This is a genomic window from Pseudomonas sp. NBRC 111127, from assembly GCF_001320345.1.
In the GTDB taxonomy this organism is placed as follows: Bacteria; Pseudomonadota; Gammaproteobacteria; order Pseudomonadales; family Pseudomonadaceae; genus Aquipseudomonas; species Aquipseudomonas juntendi.
The window spans coordinates 12,979-31,067 of sequence record NZ_BCBD01000054.1 but is presented as its reverse complement, the minus strand read 5'-3'; the positions used below and the strand labels follow the sequence as shown (position 1 = coordinate 31,067).

The 18,089-nt window shown below is 55.6% G+C and carries 12 protein-coding genes and 2 pseudogenes; 2 read left to right on the top strand and 12 right to left on the bottom strand.

Annotated features, from left to right (window positions below; all coding sequences use genetic code 11):
* From APH30_RS29965 to APH30_RS12435, 12 genes and pseudogenes are all read right to left on the bottom strand, one after another.
* Positions 1 to 367 (bottom strand): annotated as a pseudogene (locus APH30_RS29965) (helicase-related protein); the annotation flags it as partial.
* A 243-nt stretch (positions 368 to 610) separates the two neighbouring features.
* Positions 611 to 1,159: pseudogene (locus tag APH30_RS29960) on the bottom strand (DEAD/DEAH box helicase); the annotation flags it as partial.
* Positions 1,134 to 2,429: an ATP-binding protein gene (locus APH30_RS12480; RefSeq protein ID WP_054912713.1), complete on the bottom strand. Its 1,296-nt coding sequence runs from the start codon at positions 2,427 to 2,429 to the stop codon at positions 1,134 to 1,136. The pseudogene APH30_RS29960 and the gene APH30_RS12480, both read right to left, overlap by 26 nt.
* A complete protein-coding gene (locus APH30_RS12475) occupies positions 2,426 to 4,870 on the bottom strand; it encodes a TerB N-terminal domain-containing protein (RefSeq protein ID WP_054912712.1) in 2,445 nt (814 codons plus the stop codon). Before APH30_RS12475 ends, APH30_RS12480 begins: the two co-directional genes overlap by 4 nt.
* Positions 4,871 to 5,079: 209 nt before the next feature.
* A complete protein-coding gene (locus APH30_RS29090; protein ID WP_054912711.1) occupies positions 5,080 to 7,422 on the bottom strand; it encodes an RNaseH domain-containing protein in 2,343 nt (780 codons plus the stop codon).
* Between the two features lie 15 nt (positions 7,423 to 7,437).
* Positions 7,438 to 8,223, bottom strand: coding sequence for a hypothetical protein (locus APH30_RS12465; RefSeq protein ID WP_156326451.1), 786 nt, complete (start codon positions 8,221 to 8,223; stop codon positions 7,438 to 7,440).
* A complete protein-coding gene (locus APH30_RS12460; protein WP_054912709.1) occupies positions 8,205 to 10,499 on the bottom strand; it encodes a hypothetical protein in 2,295 nt (764 codons plus the stop codon). Before APH30_RS12460 ends, APH30_RS12465 begins: the two co-directional genes overlap by 19 nt.
* Entirely contained in the window at positions 10,477 to 11,508 is a 1,032-nt protein-coding gene (locus APH30_RS27875) for a hypothetical protein (protein WP_082416161.1), read from the bottom strand. Before APH30_RS27875 ends, APH30_RS12460 begins: the two co-directional genes overlap by 23 nt.
* Before the next feature lie 205 nt (positions 11,509 to 11,713).
* Positions 11,714 to 12,271, bottom strand: coding sequence for a hypothetical protein (locus tag APH30_RS28720; RefSeq protein ID WP_156326449.1), 558 nt, complete (start codon positions 12,269 to 12,271; stop codon positions 11,714 to 11,716).
* A gap of 74 nt (positions 12,272 to 12,345) precedes the next feature.
* Positions 12,346 to 12,747 carry a helix-turn-helix domain-containing protein gene (locus APH30_RS12445; protein WP_054912707.1) on the bottom strand — a complete coding sequence of 134 codons (402 nt, stop codon included), beginning with the start codon at positions 12,745 to 12,747 and terminating at the stop codon, positions 12,346 to 12,348.
* A gap of 602 nt (positions 12,748 to 13,349) precedes the next feature.
* A complete protein-coding gene (locus tag APH30_RS12440) occupies positions 13,350 to 14,243 on the bottom strand; it encodes an RNase H1/viroplasmin domain-containing protein (protein WP_054912706.1) in 894 nt (297 codons plus the stop codon).
* A gap of 105 nt (positions 14,244 to 14,348) precedes the next feature.
* Complete coding sequence (locus APH30_RS12435) at positions 14,349 to 15,323, bottom strand: HNH endonuclease (RefSeq protein ID WP_082416160.1); 975 nt, start codon at positions 15,321 to 15,323, stop codon at positions 14,349 to 14,351.
* 194 nt (positions 15,324 to 15,517) lie between these two features.
* On the opposite strand from APH30_RS12435, the gene APH30_RS28715 reads away from it, so the two are divergent.
* Both APH30_RS28715 and APH30_RS12430 read left to right on the top strand, forming a co-directional pair.
* Positions 15,518 to 16,537, top strand: a complete 1,020-nt coding sequence (locus APH30_RS28715) for a hypothetical protein (protein ID WP_156326447.1) — start codon at positions 15,518 to 15,520, stop codon at positions 16,535 to 16,537.
* A gap of 179 nt (positions 16,538 to 16,716) precedes the next feature.
* A complete protein-coding gene (locus tag APH30_RS12430; protein ID WP_054912705.1) occupies positions 16,717 to 18,060 on the top strand; it encodes an RES family NAD+ phosphorylase in 1,344 nt (447 codons plus the stop codon).
* Positions 18,061 to 18,089 lie beyond the last annotated feature (29 nt).

Here is an 18,089-nt window from a genome sequence, read left to right as displayed (position 1 = left end):
CACCAGGTCGACGCCCTGAGCGGCCAAGCCTTTGTCTCAGGCTCGCTACGGAGGGTGGACAGCCGATCTGTGCGACTGTCCTGATGTTACCGATGTCGATACCCAGCTCCAATGTCGTAGTGCATACGGCTGAAGCTGGAGGATCTCCCGCTTTCAACGCCCGTTCGGCATCCTGGCGCAGCTCCTTGGACAAGCTACCGTGGTGCGGCCAGAACTCGTTTGGCACTCCATCGTTCTCGCACAGTGAGCGCAGACGGTCGGCAAACCATTCAACCTCCTGGCGCCTATTGGGGAAGATCAGGTTGTTGTGCCCTCTCAATACCTTGTACAGGTGGCCTGCGATAGCCACTTTGGTACCTGAGGTGTCGTCCTTCTCGGCACCTTCATCTGCTAACGCATTTGCGAGGTGTTCCGCCACCAGCTGCTGCATCGGCTGTTCAAGGTAGCCGCGTACCTGCACTTGGAGTTCCTGGCCAGAGGATTTCGACTCGATGATGGTGATGTCATCAGGGCGAACCGGCCTCAGAAACTTTCGGGCCAGCGACATCTCCCCAAGCGTCGCGGAAAGTCCTACGCGAGGCAGAGCCTTGCCTACGACCATCTCAACCCGCTGCATGAGCGATTGCAGTTGCTTACCGCGCTCACTGCCAATGAAGGCATGAAGCTCATCGATGACGATGTAGCGCAGGTTCTGAAAAGCCCCAGGTAAACTCGAGCCTCTGTTTACGAAGAGGGCTTCGAGGGACTCCGGCGTGATCAGCAGGATGCCCTCAGGCGATTTCAGGAACCGTTGTTTCTTGCTTGCTGCCACATCACCATGCCAGGCAACGACGGGTAGCTCTAGCCGCTCGCACAGCCGGCTGAGCCTGTCCCATTGATCATTGATCAGTGCCTTGAGTGGGCTGATATACAGCACCGCGCCAGCGCGCTCGCGGTCGTTGAGGAGGTTGGTCAGGATAGGGAGGAATGCGGCCTCCGTTTTGCCTGCCGCTGTGGACGCCGCAATAATCACATCGCGATCAGCACCCACCAACGCCGGTACCGCCCACTCCTGGGCATCACGTAGCGAAGTCCATCCCTGTGACCAGACCCATTGCTGAACCTCGGGATGAAGACGCTCAAACGAAGAAGAGTCAGAGCTTGAAGCTGGCGAGCTCATCGTCGGCCTCAACTTCAAGATCTTGTTGCCCACCCTCATCCCTAGACAGCTCCACGGCTCCCAACAGCGTTCGCCAGTCCGCGGTGGGGTTCTGCTCAATCACTGCGAGCAGGTTGATGAAAGCGGTAATGGTCGTGCGTGGCGTCCGGAAATAGGCCTCGCCCAAGCGCTGGTTGCAGTGCGCCATAAACGCGGGGATGGCTTCGTCCGGCAGCAAGAACTTCTCAGGTTCGCCGTAGGCGTATACGTTGCGCAGCTTCTGCAGCAGCACGTAGAAATCTTCAGGGGTAAGGCTGCTGAGTCGAATGACCGGCCCAGAAAGGTCGACCAGGCCAGACTTAGCAAAGCTGTTTTCCGCGAGGCGCGACTGCAGGGCAGGGTAGCTGTAGAGCCCGCGACGCGTGTCCATCAGAAACTCTGGCGTGCCGCCCAGGACAAAACCTAGGCCTTCAGCTGAGCCCTGCAGCGAATCATTGAGGATCCGAAGAATCTGTTCGTAGTTGGCATTCCGGGCCTGAGTATTCGCCAGCTTGTACAGGTTGACTAACTCATCCAGGCAGACCATCAAGCCGCCGAAGCCGGCCAGGCGCACAAACCTGGACAGCAATTTCAACTGGTCGTAGACGGAGGCATCGTCGACGATCGTACGCACACCGAGCGCAGCCCGGGCATCGGTCTTGGTGGAGAATTCGCCGCGCAGCCAGCGGATGGCATCAGCCTTGAGCTGCTCATTGCCTTCCTCGAAACCGCGGCAATAGGCAGCAATGACGTCGGCAAAGTCATAGCCGTTGACCATCTCGGTGAGCTCCGCCAGATACTCACGAATGACCACCTCGCTCTCAACACCTTTGGCCTTGGCTTCCGTTTTAGCCTGTGAGATGAATTTCTCAACGATACCCTGGAGTGCGCCGCCATCGGGTTTGGTGCGCGTGGCCATGTTCTTGGCCAGCTCGGAGTAAAGGGAGCGCGCCTGACCACCCGAAGCATGGAGACGACGGTCAGGATTCAAATCGGCGTGCATGGTGACGAGCTTGCGCTCCATTGCGATGCCACGAACCAGGTTGAGGAAGAAGGTTTTACCCGCGCCATACTCGCCAACGACGACGCGGAATGCGGAGCCGCCATCTGCGAGACGATCCACATCCTTGAGCAGCGAGTCGAGCTCACCCGCCCGACCTACCTGGATCAGGTGCTGCCCTACACGGGGCACAACGCCCGCACGCAGCGATTGAATGACCGCGTCGCGATCCTTGGCTCGTATCTTACTCATAGGGCTAATTCATCCAGAATGTCGGGGTTGATTTCGATGGGGTCGTCGCCTTCGGTCACGGGCATGTCGAACAGCTCAAACGCCGTGTCGTTGATCCGTTCCAGGGCGCCATCCAACATCAGTTCCATATCACTGGCTGCGTCTTCCAGCTCTGCGCGGCTCCATTCAGTCCGAGAAACCAACAGACGGAGGAACGCAGAATGCTCGACGTCCAAACCATGTACGGTAGCAAGCTGTTCGGCTGTATTGCCTTCCTGTTCCTGGAGCGCTTCTGGTTCCACGGGGCTACCTGTTTCAGTGGCCGCTTCGTCACTGAACACGCTGGCCAGTAGGGCCGACACCTCTGCTGTTTCTTGTTGCAGACGAGCGACCTTGTCCATGTCCAGGGCAAAGCCCGAACCACTGCTTTCTGAAGACGGTGCCATACTGGTCGGCGCGCCAGTCGCAGTCATTGCCTCCACGACCGGGGAAGGGCGAACGGCTGCACTATGGAGGTCGCTGTAGACGAACTGCGGATCGAGAGCGAGCGATTTGTACACGCGCTCAAGCAGCTTCACTTCCTGCGGTGTCACCTCACCATCGGCTTGCGCTAGGTGGGCCAGGAAACTGGCAATTTTTCGTTTGGCCTCAAGGGGCAGCGGCTCAAGTTTCTTCTTGAGGCTTGCCAGCGTGGGCGGCTGCTTCAATTGAATCTGGAGATGCGCCTTCAAGCGTTTGCGATGCGCGACGCAGAGGTGATCCCATGAGTCAATGTGGCCTGACAGCAGATTCACCTCCTCAAGCGAGGTGTCACCGTCTGCCGCAGCGACTGCACTAGCCAGATCTAAGGTCACAGCTGCAGCGCTGTATGCATCGGTAGAGCGAAGAGTGCCTTCGTCAGAGTCCGCGGCGAACAGCGCGATGGTGTCTTCTGCTTTGGGCGTACGGCTGCCAGAAAGGACATCGGGCTCCAGTCCAATTCGCTTGCTTTCCAAGGCCCGGGCGAGTGCGACAACTTTGTCGCGGGAGAGCGCGCCGGCTGATTTGAACCGGCCGGCCAGCTCACCGAAACTCATGCAGATGGTTTCGCCTCCGACGCGTTGCTCCAACAGCTCGAGTTCTGCTTTTGCTTCAGCAGGCCAGAGTTCTGTTGGCAACTGCAGGATAGCTTCCAGGCTATTTTCCGCGTCTGGATTGCGCCCCAGGTACCGACTGTAAGCGTCAAGTACGTTGGTGCAGTCCTCGACAATGACCTGCAGCTTGTTACGCGTTCCCGAGGTTGCCGCAACATCGGGAAGGTCACCTACGGCTACTGCCGGAATGCTCAATCCGGCAGAAGCAGGGCGATAGGCGATCTTCAGCTTGGTCTTGTTCTGAGGAAGCACAATGCCGTTGGGGTAGCGTTTTGCGAATTCGTTTTTGAAAAGCGCTGCGAATTGTTCGGCACACCGCGTCACAGGTGTACGCCTGGAGATGTTGGGCTCCGCAAGCGCCCAGACCAATGCCCAGCTCGGCTTCAGCGGATACTTGTCCACGGCCATCTGTCCCAGCGCAACGCGCAGGGACATGGGCAGCTCGTACCCATCTGCGGGGCTGGCGTCGGGCTCTCTTAGGTAGCTCTGAGGCTGAACAGAGCCCGCGTCGATATGAGCGAGGAAGCGGGTAGCGTAACCGCGGAAAGAATTGTTATCACCATAAAGACCAAGTAACCGCTCGACCTCGGCCTTGATGGCTGGGATTTCTGCCTGGGCCTGAGGGTCGCTCGGTGCATCGATCAGCGCGCGGCGTTCAAGCCCATAGAAAAACAGGAACACGTAACCCGCATCAGCAGGCTGGCGACGACCTCCTGCCAACCATTGCAGATACGCTCGCCGCGCCTCGGGTGTGATGCTCCGGTAGCTTGGCCAGTAGGGCATCTGTCGCTCGGTGAGGTTCATCGGTGAGCGGGCGACACGAAGCGTGGCATCGATCAAGGACGGTTCAGATTGGCCGAATTGTGTCGCGCGCTCGGTGATGTAGAGCAGTCCACCGGGGATGGCCAATCCAGCCACGTTGATGGATTCACCTTCAATAAGCCAACGAACCCCCGTGGGTTTAGCACTGGGTTTTGGGATAGCATAGTTCTGACTATCGCTGGACGATCCGATCTGGACGGTATGAAAGTCCCGCTCGCGGGTACTGGTACTGGTACTGGTACTGGTACTGGTACTGAACTGGACAGTTACAGTGGGAGAGGTCGCTTGTCGAGAGGCCGCAGCGATCTCGGCAACAATGTCATCTTCAGGAACGTAGGGCTTCGCCCGGGTGGTGCGTCTGACGGCCCATACCAGCACGCCAATGCCAAGGATAACCCCAATGGCGATCCACACCTGTTTTGGAATCTGTGCCAATAAGGCAACGACGAACAACAAGGCGTACAGAGCGATCGGCCCTCCGCCGCTCCCTTTGCGCTTCCGTGGCATATGAGTGTTCCGTACAGTAAGTAATGGCCAAATGACATTCTTACGGATTTTTCGAGGCCGGCCAAGCTGAATAGACGAAGGGATTACTCAAAACAATGCTGAACTGGATGGCCAGTAGCATTGGTCTGTCAGGCTAAGCTGGGCTTCAGCTGTCGCGGCTGAAGCCACTAGGACGCAGGTCTTCTCACGACACCAACGCCACGGCCACATTACGCAAATGAGCTTCTATGTGCTTCAACATAGGGATGATCAGCTGCGATCTTCTTCCCGAGATGCATCGGGCCCGGCAATCGTATGTACCAGTCCCAGAGGGGAGCATGGCGACATAGAAGACCAATGCCTTCTGCCACAACGGCTTCATTCAGAAAATCGCCAGGTTGGAGGACAATTAGTTCAGTCACGCCAAGTTGGTGCCACGGCTTATCTAGCCCCTCATCTGCACTGTATCGGTTGGCATTACGATGGGAGGACTCCTTGTTGTAATGTCGGGATGGGGAGACGACGTAGTGAACGCGACTGTCGTCCTCAGCGCTGTATAGAGCTATGTGATTGCCAATATGCGCCGGAGTAGCTGGCGATTTCGAATGGTTGCCCGTCACCAGCGCGCTGTTCTCATCGCAACGTACACTGACGACGGCCGCATTATTCGGTACCGGAGGAAGATCCCCGGCTGGAGCGTCCTGCAACATTTTGTAGATTCGAGCCAGGCCCTTGTCGAGGCACACAATCAACGGCTGTTCCAGGGTACGTCTTGGTGCAAGGAAGGCTTGATTGACCAAGCGTTTGACCTCCTGCTCGCTGAGAAGCTTTTTGGTGCTATGGATGAGGGCAACAGCCTCGCCATACGGATACCACCGACCCACCGCGCCATCCTCATGGCTCCCCCAAAAAACTTCCGCTCTCTGGCTGCCGGTTTCAATGCGCGTGATGACCGGAAGGTGATCATACCCGCCGCCATCTGAAATACGCTCAAGGTACACGGATAGAATCATGGTATTTGAGGCCAATCGCGGTGCTTCCGGCAGTGGCATCGGAATCAGTCCATGCAACCGAATGCACTCGATCAATGCGTTCAGCGACTGATGATCTGCATCCGGCTTCCCTCGCTGAGCTCGCCTGGGCTTGATGGGGGGATGGAAGATGAACTGGGTACGCACACCATGGCGAGCGAACAGATCACGCAGCTTGTGTTTGGGATCACCCACCTTTTTCCTTGCCAACTCTGGCGTGGTTTCGACGATGACCACTTGCGCCGAAGTACGCTGGATTTCAGGAAGCACCTCTGATTTGAACCACGCTTCCATATTGGCATCGTGCTCACAGGGCTGGAGTAGATGCGTTGCCGTGTCGGATACCGAAAGGCGCTTGAGCTCAAACTTTGGCGCCTCAAGGCGTTTGAACAGCTTGGCCTGAGTTGCAAGGGCATTGGTGGCCTCATGAAGACGCATGACAAGGTCAGCAGAAGAGGCAAGCACCATGACCGGTAAACCTGGCAAGGTCGATTCACCGACCAACCGTTTCCGACGGAAAGCCGAAATCACCCGTTGCGCCAACATCGGCTTGGTACCAGGTACGCATTCGGTGAGATGAAAGCTGGCTTCATCAAAAAAAAGTGGGCCGGCGCCAGCCCCAATCGCGGATTTGGAGGGAGTAGTCCCAAAAATGGGGCGGATACAGCTATCTATCGGAATGCTTCCCTCAACGATGGCGGGCAGGGGATCAAACCCAAGGTAGCCCAGGATGCGGCTGGTGGGGTGAACGTAGTGGGTCACCCACTTCCCATCAACCGCTGGGGGCGTTTTGACTCTGCAGCAGACGATCCCGTTATTCGAATTCACCCATGCGTGAAGCTTCTTCCCCACCCAGTTAGGCATCACTCTGTTGATATGTACCCTCAAATCTAGGTAAGGCTTCTGATGACCCGGAAGCATGGATAGCTTCAAGTCGAGCGCATGGTGGGCGATCTCTCCGTCTTCGGCCGCCAAAATGGGAGTGTCCCATGTCAGAAGCGTCATGCCGTCTCTGTTGTGCCGATAATCGGCTGTCTCGAATAACTTCACTGGCGCGCCTGGCTCGGTCTTCATGAGCTTGGCAGCCATACGCTGTCCGACAAGCCATGGCACGACAGCGTAGGCACTGCCATTGGTGGCAGTGGGCGTGAAGAGTGCGCTGGCTTGCAGCGGAATCAACTCTTTGATGACAAGCTGTTTGGCAACACCCGGGAGGCTGTGGCGGTAGGATTTCAGCACTTCTTCCCCCCACATCTCCAGTGCGTCGTTGAGTATGGAGAGGGGGATCTCATTGAGCATAAGCAACGCTGGAGCATCCGACCGAGTTGACGGTCTGGAGTTGGCCTTCACTGGCCCTCTGGAAATCACGGCTAGCAGTTCTTGCAAGCCTCGAGTAGGGAGATTCCTGTCCTTGAATGGGGCGACCGCTTCGATCGCACGCCAGGCGTCGTAGAATTCCGGATCAACCACGGTTTGGTAGACATGCCCTAGCTCAGCAGGATCGAATCGGAACAGATTAGTGCGAAGGTGCTCTGTGGTCATTGACGCATGCTCCCCTTATCGAATGTATTGCTGCATTGCCCCCGCCATGCCTGCGTGCTCCTGACAGAAGTCATCCCATTCCCCATTTTTCTTCATATGCTGGATGCTAGCCCTTAGCAAATCAGCCCAGGATGTCTTGCCATCGACAAACGCCGCATCACCAAAATAGCAAGTGATTGGCGTTTCACCACGGCGCCCCCTACCGGCCAGCTGCGCCAGGTCGACTAGAATGTTCATGATCGTGAAATGGCGGATGTTCTCCGGCTGGCTGGAGAAATTGGGCAAGGCGAATCGAATGGCATTGAGATTACGGTAAGCCAGTGACCTGGACGCAACCATGGCCTCACCAGGCGTCCTGTAGAAACCCAAGCTTTTACTGTTGTCATACGTCACATGCCCCAAGGTGTCAGCAGAATTGTCAGAGGGCGGAAGCGGCCGAACGCACACGATGATGGCGCCGATGGCGGAACGACCGTTGGGATGAACAATGTTATGGCCACGTGCAATCGGAGACAGCGAGCTCACCAGAAAGCGCTTGTCCTTATGCTCTCCGGTCAGTAAATCAGGTAGTTCATGATGAAACATGGCGCAATCTGCCGGCATTTCCGTTGCTCGGGCAGCAGCACTCTTGCCCCGAATCCATAGCACCTGCTCACCTAGACGCCCCAAGTCCTCTGATGGCTCTTGCTTGCTGAATGCATGGCGCAGCGCTATCGCAAGTACCTCGGCATCTGAGTCGCTGTTTGTTATCAGGACAAAACGGCCCCGGGTTGGGTCTTCCTTCATTTGAGCGGCAAACACAAGGCAAGCTCTTCGGCCAGATCCCTCACCTTGCGTTTTCGCATCCTGGGTCGACTACCGGATATCTGAGCTGTCGTTGGCAGGTTGCAGAAAGAAATCTGTCCCGCGGCATCAGGAACATCGATGAGGTCGGTCGCAGGCAGGTCATAACGGCTCGCACCCGGAAAGTGCGCGGTGGCTGAAAGCCCGATGAAAACGCGCTGTGCGTTTGAAAAAGCCAGGGAAGTGAGGTTGGGTAGAAACTGCAGAGTGGCGTGTGGGTCACCCTTGAGCGTTTCCACATGCAGGGTTGCTGGGCCATGATCCCCAGCCTGGTATTTGAAACCGCAGATAGGGTGCTGGAGCGGCCCGTTACGAACAAGCGTTATTGGGGGAGTTCCCTCCAAGGCATTCTCCACCTCGCGCGCATTTGGCACGTCAGCCCAAAGCAAATCTCGCATGTGGCGGTGGAGTATCGCTATCTGCTCCTGGACAAGGCCCAATGCCCCGCGCAGGATCAGCGCAGCCTTCATATCTCCCGATTTGGTTCCCGCTTTGCGAATGTGCCCCGCGTCAGAAAGTCGTTTGAGGATATTGGTCAGTTGACGGATTACGTCTGCCGGAGCTCGGGCTTCCTTGATGCCCCAGTAGGTCAGATTGTCATGCAAGTCATGCAACTCTTTCGGTACTGACCGATCGTTCAGGCGGTATAGGGCTTCAAGCATGTCAGGGTCGACTTGGAGCGTATGCTGCAACATCTTGTCCTCGGACTGAGGCCATCGCATGCCATGGCTAGGCCACCGAAAATGCTTTTCGTCACATAGGTCGAGGATTTCATCCGGGGTTTGCGCAGTGAACGTCAGCGCCCACTTCAAGACGTTGAACTTGCTCTGTTTCATGCCTTGGATACCGGGACGACTATCAATCTCCGTCCGCAGGCGAGCAAGTGCCGTGTCGTGACGTTTTCCTCCCAGTTCCAGGGACGTGGTGCAGTTCTTGATCGTACGGCTAAGCAGCCCATCGATCTCATCCACCAGGAAAATTGATTTCGTCCGAAGCAAAAGCTCCAGGTAGCTGCGTCTTGTGCCTAGACGGTCACTGTCCTCGAGCGGAATGCTGGTCGAGGCCGCAAGGAGTGCATCGTGATTCACGACCACGATGTCAGCTTTCAGTGCGCCGGCAAGCATCGACGTCTTCCCACACTTGAAGAGGAACGGGCAGTGGGCAATTTTCGAGATGCGCTCTTTGTCCTGACCTGTCGACTCCACTAAGCGAAGTCCAAAGCAAGGCTCCCGGGAGGAGGGGATCGGTACGCTATCGGTGGCGTACCCCTGTAGTAGACAAATATGCTCATAGGGTGGTGATTGGCCACCTGTATCGAACTGCCGTGCAGCAATCTCAGCCAGGCGACGCTCGCCGTGCAGAGGCGCCACGGTCAGGTGTGGAGCGACAGCACTGAGCGAGTTTTTCAACTCGGCGGTCAATCCCTCGACCTCTAGCAGACCAGGCACCACCAGCACTACGGACTCCCCTCGGCGAGCAGCATCAATGGCCATCATGACCATCAATACGGTTTTGCCAGAGCCAGTAGGCGCATTAACCCGATAAAAGATGCCCGCGGCAGCCTCCATGCTGCGCTCGCGTCGTAAGAGGTTCTGTAAGCTCTTCAGATGACTGCCGTGTAAGCGAGGCGAAGCATCCAGTTGCTCAGCGATTTCTTTGAGCGCCGAGTAACTCCAGTAAGCCGAGTGAGCTTCCGGTCGGACAGGGATCGGCAGTGTTTGATCAGGTGCCGGTAAGGCTGAAAGGTCAGCTTGATCAAACGAATAGTACTGATAGCGCTCGCCAAACTTGGCCCGCAGGTCAAAGCCTCTATCGATAGGTATTTTCTTGCGAACAGGAGGTTGGTACCGGCGAACAATGTGCAGGTAATCTTGAATCAGATCGCTGGCGTCCAAGACTTCAGCCAGCTGGTAGCGGTGATCAAAAGTGAGGCTGACCAAGTCAGGCTCATCGACGAGCAAGAAGTAACAGTGAGGCTGCAGCATCAGGCTCTGGGCGGTGTACAGAAAGATCCACGGCTCTGTAATTTCGGGATGCACGAAGCGCAGCGCAACAGCCAAGGACTGCCGCTCCTCCCTCGTGAGACCATGAAGCCCTCCCCAGTGAGCCAATTGGCCTGAAGCCAGCGCCGCCGCATCTGCAATGGTCGGTGTTTTACTCACATCGCGGCATGCGATGGCCAAAAAGAGGATGCAGCCGGCCTCGACACGATCACGCTCGGCGCTTGAGTTCATTGAGGCAACTGCTGTAGGTGTGGATGTATGGCCCCAAACGCTCTCTCAGTGCTGACAGAGATCGAGTCTGGTAGTCGGGAATGACAATCCAACGATTTGGCCCACGACTGGCAGGCTGCAGGTGTGCTTCAAGGGCTTCGGGGTAGCGCCACACCTTGGCGTCCAGATCCAGGGGCAAGCCACCGACCTCGATGCGCACGTCCGCCTCATCGACATCCGGCCACAGTATGGGAAGAAAGCCCATCGCGCGCAGGCCCCTGGCGAGCTGAATTTCCAGCAATCCCGGTAGCAAGGTGAACTTCCAGTAAGCATCTTGCAGCACCAAGGTTTCATCGCTGACCACCTGCCCGTTCAGAGTATTGCCATCCAACCGATTGATGACCTGGCGGCGGTGCAGGTCGAAGATGCTTCCGGCGTGCTCGCACCACTGCGAGGGGCAGGCTATGTGGGACTGCGTGATCGTCATTGGCCAGTGGCAGGAAGGGCACAGGTACATTTTGCCGGCGAGCACTTCATGGCGTTCCGGTTGCCGGTACAGGTCTTCCACGGAAAGGTCGAGAGGCTGAAACAACACGCGAAGTGGGTGGCGGGTTGTCTTGCCGTTCAGTACCAAGAACTCCCGGAAGCTTCGGTACAGCTCATCACCCGCAGGGATGGCCTTACAAATGTCCCTCACACGCCGAATCAGTTGCTGGGTCTGCTCGTACTGCTCCCGGGCATTAAACTCCAGCAACAGCTCTGTGCACGTGCGGGTAGGGACATTGGAGGGAGCGAGGAGAACACCGGTGAGCTCCCCACGAATTTCATCCGGCAACCATGTTTCAAGAGGGTGGCGAAAATTGGCTTCCAGCTCTTGTGCCGTCATCACGACATGGTCTGGGTGCAGGCGGTGTAAGTGGGCGCTGGCCTGCCTGAGCAGCTCGAATCCCTCAACACGGTTGCGCGCGCACTTGGACGCCGCGTCGGCAAGCCGCCACAGGAGATTTCTCCGGTACGCTTCTCTATCCAAGTGGTGATGCTCCTGTAATCCCAGGAGTCGCTAGCGCCCCGCTAATCGCTTGGGCGAAGACATTTGTACCCGCGACGATTGGGGCCTGTCGTTCAATACTGGCTCATTCATTCGTTTTTGCCAGATATTGAGGCCTTGGGGCGCAATGACGGCAGGCACACGGTAGCCCACCTTATCGCCCTTGCGGAGTCAGCGTTCCAGGACGTCACTCATGCTTCATGAGCAGGGCTTGCTCCAGCGCAACGGCTAGCGCTTCCAAGGCATCGGCCAGACGGGAATCTTCGCGGGCGTCTCCGCTCGAAGGAACAAACTCCTGGCAGTGGCGCAGCAGCGCGTCGCGATCGTTGTGGTTCAGATCCAATTGAATGTGCATGTTCATGGTTTCCGATAGGGTTGAGGTGCAACTGGCGTCCTGGCGCTCAAGCGCGCTTTCGCAGAATATTGCGGGCCGAATGAATGCCATGAGGGCAGGGGATTGAAGGTTGAACAGGAGACGCAGGTGTGGGTTTGCGCCGCTGCGTTTTATCGCGAGGCTCTCACGTCGATAGTGACTGATGCAGTGACCAACTACCGCCGGAAACCCGGCCTGGACAGCTTGACTCGCATCTACGAGCAAGACGTGGGTGCCATCGCCTTCGCAGTACTTGAGCGAGCCCTGCCTCATGCGAATGTGCCACGCACGGATAGCAGTTACATACCCGTCCGGCAGCAATTGCGGCTTCACGTGAGTTACCACGTGCTCAAACGCCTTGTCGATGACCAAGCCGTACCCCCTGAACTCAGGGACATCCTGTTCTCAATTGAGCTTGGGCTTTAACTCCAAAGCGGTGGTTCCTACTACTCAGCGAAGCACAGTTCGGCTTGAGAGGCGCTGCTGGCAACTTTGTGCCGGCGGGAAAGAGCAGGACTTGTCACGCGTATATCTGGAAGCGACGAGACGCCAAGGCTCTTGAGCACGCCCTTGGTTTCGAGGTCTGCAACGTCAGCTTTGAGCCGCTGCACGAGGGCATCAACAGGTTGGTCGCTATCCAGGCTCAACGTCAATGTGAACAGAGTCAGAGGACTCACCCCCATCGATTCACTGATGGCTATCATCTTGTCGACCGTTGGGCTTGAAAGCCCGTGCTCCAGCTTCAGCATGTAGCCACGGCTGCTAGCACCCGCCATGTTCTTATGCGTGAGCCCGCGGCTCAGACGAATGGCTTTCAGTACAGTGGCGAATCCTGTTTTGAGCGACATTAATGCTCCTGGCCAAGGAGAGGTGGAAGGGCCCACGCACATCAGTTGCGGCAGAAAGACCCGACGTAGAGCACCAGAGAGTACCACAGCCACTCGTGCCTCCGACCAAGCAGAGGGCTCACAGGTGTTCAACGCTGAGACCCGGCCCCCCTGAGCAGGCGACACATCCGTGACAGGCGGAGAGGAATCGCAGTGTTTTCCACTGGGCTCACCAGATATTTCAGTGCTTTTAACTGTATTTAAACTATTTTCCTGCATGCCCCCTTGAAAATTTTTTCGCGAGACGGAGTTCTATATTTGAGGACAAGAAAAAAGCGAGTGATGTACAAGCACCGGTGATCTGCAAGGATCACACACGGTTTTGCTGGTTCGTTTTTCGCTTTTGACGGTTTCCAGATTTGTCCTCTGTTGTCTGGCTTGCACTTGCATAGCCCCGCAGGGGCTGAGAGGGAATCGCCTTCTTCGCAGCCTCTGGCTGCGCTTACGCTTTGAATACAAACAAAAACGCCAAAATTTCAAAAAAACACCTGCAGTGATTTATCGGTGAACAATCACCAAATGATGTGCCTTGCCTCCCCGTCGCAATGGATTCATCATCTTTGTCACGGAATCAAGTCAATCGCTCGCACATAATCGAATTCCACGATGGTATGGTTGACCAGCTTGGCAAGCAGGCAAATACCACCCTGAGTCGATATCGTCGAGAAGCCAAACGCCTCGACCTCTGGAGAGGTGGCTGCCCAAAGAAGGGTGAGCTTCTCCACTGCTATCTGATTCGATAAATCCCCTGGCGGTACTCGATTCAGGTAGTCCCGAAGCCCACATTTCAACGACGCTCTCGAGGAATAATGGTAGGAGCCGAGGAAAAAGGGGCCATCGCCTATGGTGGTATCCAACTGTACCACCGGCTTTAGGTACAACTCCTGGATTTCCCGATGCTCCAAAGTTCGATTACAGAGTGCAAGCCCCCGCTGGACGTAGTGTTTGACAAGCCTGCTCTTGCCCGCTATGGCTTCCTCTTTTGTGTCATACCGCTCGACAGCCCGAAATACAGGTCTGATCCCCTGAGCCAGAAGCGCTGCGATTTTGGCAGAGATGCCATTGCGTTTGCGGCCTGCAGCTCCCAGATGACGATGTACGCTGCGCTCAAGGTGTTTTGTTTCGCCAACGTAGAAGGGCTCGTTGGTTTCAGGATTGCAGATGGTAAAAACCACATGCGTCCCAGAGGCCATGCCGTCCAATGATGCTTGGGAAGCCTTTCCGGCCGGGGCTGACCCAACATCATTCGTGTCAAAATGGTAAACGGGTGAGGGGTAGCGAGAGTCCTTGGGGACATTCCGGCGATACCACTCAACGGCCAGTTCCAAGGTCGCATACGATTTGTATTTTGCGTTGCTGACGCCCAGGGTTGCTGGCGCCGCTCCACCTTCCCACGCGTTGAATATGCCGGCGGGATTTCCGGACACTACTGCGTAATAGCGGATTCTCTTGGCCATCCATGCGTGCCTTGTTGCTGACGAATAGCGCAGTCTACTTCAACCCGGCCGATGTCGTTCTGCGGAGCTGCGCTAGGGCACGTCTGCCAGATCGTGGCTGAAAATCTACTCAGCAGGACTCTCCTGCGCAGGCGCGTCGGAATGTCTGCTGGTGTATTGGAGCAGAATGCTGAGCTTTTCCCCACGCACACGGTCAGGGGAGTTGAAGTGCTTCTCCTGGTAGTCGGACGGGCCAAATGCTCGAAAATGCTCATCAGGTAGGAGTAAGGGCGCGTAGACGAAATCCTTACGTTGACCACACTCTTCAGGCAGCGGGATCACAAGCTGGTACTGAAAGTTTCCGTACTGGAATATGAACTGGTACCCATATGCCGAGCCTTTGAACGCCTCCTTGACCTTGGCAACGATGCACGTGATCTGGTTCGGATTGACGCCTCCGCTAATCCCCCACTCGATGATCGGCACCGAGCCACTCAAGCCAGGCCTGTGATCCTTGCTCAGAAGCCAGGGCTTCAGGTAATTGAATTTGCGATGGTCATCAGCTGGCATCATGGCCAATGCCATTTTGATGAGCATCTTGTGAATCGCGGTCGGGTAGTAGGGTTGACGCATCAAGGGGAGACGGAGTTGATTTTTACCTTCGACCTCAAGGGCATCAATCCCACCCTCACCATCGACACAGATGATCAGGTTGGATTGGTCGACAGCCGAAACCTCCAGCCCTGGGGCTTTGTACTTGGGAATACCATGACGCCCCCGAGTTCGCTGAAGTGGCCGATGAGGATGGGTATAGGCTGCAAAACTGTTTTCCAGATGATCCCCAAAATGGTGATTGCACTGATCGCACTCCAACTCATCGATAATCGTCTTGTTCCCCAAGAAAATGGGGATGGCATGCGACTCTTCGCGGAAGGTCGTCGTGCTCTCATCTTTCCCGCAATAACGACAAATCTTCGGCTGCTTGTATCCGAGTTTGTGTTTCTGCTGGGTGGGAGAAAATACGGTCACTGCATGGAGAACGTAGCGCTCAGTCAGCGCTCTCCAGCGTTTTCCGTTGCACTCAATGAATTTTTCGACCACGCCACGTGACTCCACTGAAATGTGAGCAGTACCCTGGTGAGGGTTTTTCTCTTGAAGGTTGGCTGTACCTCAGGCGCACCATATTACGGGCCTTATGATACAGATCCTACCCATAGTGGCAAAGCGCCCAGGCCGAGCTAGCATCTACCATAAATTTGCCATCTCGGAGCATCGCCAATGGAGGGGAACGGATCATGAGAAACACTTCAATAGCTACGTTATTTGCGTGGATGTCACTGCTACATGGATGTGCTAGCTTACCCAATGCAAAAATTGGCTATCACGAAACTCATTCTACGGTAAAGGTAACTGCAACAAGAACGGTGGCATGTAACGACCAAGCCGATGTACAGATTGCCACGGACGTTAGTCCATCCGTTTCTAACGCAGCTTCAAATGATCCAAAAGATTACCATGAAATAGATTTGAACGATCTGGAAGGAGTATTCTCTGACGCAAGTGTCAAAATAGAACGCACCGACGACGGTCGAATAAAGAGCTGGAACTCCTCAACCAACGGCCGGGGTGAGGAAATCATAAAGTCAGTGTTAAGTTTGACTTCCGTGCTCAGTGGAGGAGGCATCAAGAATGCTGCAGTCCCCCAAGATGCATGCAGCCTGGTCGCCAGATTCGGGAAAAATGGAACCCTCAGCCTCACTTACTCCGCCATTCTTGATCTTAAGAGAAAAGGGCCGCAAGACCTGATGGCAGATCCAGCAAGTAACCCTTATACCGCTGCGTTAGCACGGTCTCTCCCCCCCTTAGCAGCTGAAATATCGTCCTTCTCCGGGGCGAATGCTCCAATTGTAAATTTGGACAAATCAGGTAATACACCTGTATTGCATGCCCGTCAGCCCGGGCAGTTAGAATTTAAGGTGATAGATCCGAACGATGATAAAAAAGCCGTATATTGGTCAGGTTCGGTATTGGTCGCTCAACTTGGTACACCATATGAAATTCCAATCCCAACCCCAAAAGCATTTGGCAAGCTGACGTTGTCGGCATCATTCAGTGATTCAGGCGCGCTTAGCTCCCTTGAATACATTGACACGAATGGCTCAGCTTCACTTGTAAACTCGCTGTCAGCACTGGCAAAATCAACTGCTAGTGATACGACGGCCGAGAATGTTACGCAGGCAAAAAACGAGGCTGATTTAATTGTACAGCAGCAAAGGTTGGTGCTGTGCAAGGCGTCGCCATCAAATTGCAAGTGACTGCCAAAAGGCCCCCAGTGCTCAGCCGTCAGCTTACTGTAGTGCTACACGGCCGAACATGCGTAACGCATTCGTTTTTTAACCCTTGGCCTTAGACATGTTTGAACCTCTGAATAAATTAGCGAGTAATCTTCACTTGGTCGTATGGGCGTATCAGTGGAGCAGCGAAGGAGCAAGTTATGCGTCAAATGGTGTGTACCGATTGCCTTACCGAAACCTTCCTGCAGCATCACGCTTCGGACAATGACATCAGCGAGTGTGACTACTGCGACCGAGAGCTCCCTGTCATGGACATGGAAGAGCTGGTAGATCTCTGCGAAACAGCAATCCATGCCTCGTTCCGGGCTATCCAACAACCTGCCTCAGTGATTCATCACGGTTACCCACCGATCGGGGAAAGTCTGTATGACGTTCTGGAGCGCATGCTGGGCTCCGATGAGACCCTTCTTTCTGACATCCATGAACGCTTGCTCGACTCTTGGAGCCTTTCAGATGATGACGATCCTTATTTCGAAGAGGAAACAGAGGCATCGTCGGAGCTGACTGTAGGCTGGCGGAAAATGGAGCACAGCCTGCAGTTTGAATCCCGGCTGGCAAATCCCTTGGTGGGTTCAATCTTAACCATGGTCTTCGACGGCATAGAAGATCTGCGCTCGATGGACGACCGATCAGCCATTGTGATCGCAGGCCAAGGGCATCAAATCTCGTCATTCCAGCGGGGTAGGGTGTTCCAAGATGAGCAGAGCATGGAGGAAGCGCTTACTCACCCTGAAAAGCATCTCGGCCCGGTACCAGGAGGTAAGGGATCTCCTGGCCGAATGAACGCCAAGGGGATTTCGGTTTTTTACGGCGCAACAGATGACCATACGGCAATTGCGGAGGTGCGCCCTCCCGTTGGCAGCATGGTGGTTACCGCGCGGTTCGACGTAATCCGGCCTCTGCGGCTTCTCAACCTGAACGACCTGGCTTCAATGCGTCCGCATCGGGGGTTGAGCTACTTCAATCCAATTCGCAGGAGCCTCACCGAACGCTGCGCGTTTTTGAAAGACTTGCAGCGCCAGCTGACCATGCCTGTGATGCCGAACTCGGCGGAAAGTGGGTATCTGATCACGCAAGCGATTGCCGATTTCCTAGCAACCCATGAAAAGCTGAATCTCGACGGAATCTTATTCCCCTCTGCGCAGGTGCAACAGGATACGTCACCAGGGCAGAACGTCATTCTTTTCCACAAGGCCAGTGGAGTAGAAAGGCTGGAGGACACACAAAAGGCTGAGTATGTGAGTCTCTGGGAGCCGGATGAGGATAGGTTGGTGTATTACCCAGAGTTCTGGGAAGCGGAACCTAAAGACTCGGATCAGTCCTCCCAGTACGTCCCTCTGGTACCTCCGCCGGAGCCAAGCCTGCGTCTAGCTCGAGACGGCATTGTGATTCACAAAATCCAAGGAGTCCGCTTCAGCACCGAGACCGACCCAGTCCGCTATGTTCCTTGGTCGAAGGACAGGAAATACCATGGGTTTCGATAGCGTGGCTGCTATCTAACGAGAGAGAGCGG

Coding starts and splice junctions, on each gene's coding strand:
- APH30_RS12480 (WP_054912713.1), bottom strand. CDS start 2,429: ATGAGTAAGATACGAGCCAAGGATCGCGACGCGGTCATTCAATCGCTG.
- APH30_RS12475 (WP_054912712.1), bottom strand. CDS start 4,870: ATGCCACGGAAGCGCAAAGGGAGCGGCGGAGGGCCGATCGCTCTGTAC.
- APH30_RS29090 (WP_054912711.1), bottom strand. CDS start 7,422: ATGACCACAGAGCACCTTCGCACTAATCTGTTCCGATTCGATCCTGCT.
- APH30_RS12460 (WP_054912709.1), bottom strand. CDS start 10,499: ATGAACTCAAGCGCCGAGCGTGATCGTGTCGAGGCCGGCTGCATCCTC.
- APH30_RS12445 (WP_054912707.1), bottom strand. CDS start 12,747: ATGTCGCTCAAAACAGGATTCGCCACTGTACTGAAAGCCATTCGTCTG.
- APH30_RS12440 (WP_054912706.1), bottom strand. CDS start 14,243: ATGGCCAAGAGAATCCGCTATTACGCAGTAGTGTCCGGAAATCCCGCC.
- APH30_RS28715 (WP_156326447.1), top strand. CDS start 15,518: ATGAGAAACACTTCAATAGCTACGTTATTTGCGTGGATGTCACTGCTA.
- APH30_RS12430 (WP_054912705.1), top strand. CDS start 16,717: ATGCGTCAAATGGTGTGTACCGATTGCCTTACCGAAACCTTCCTGCAG.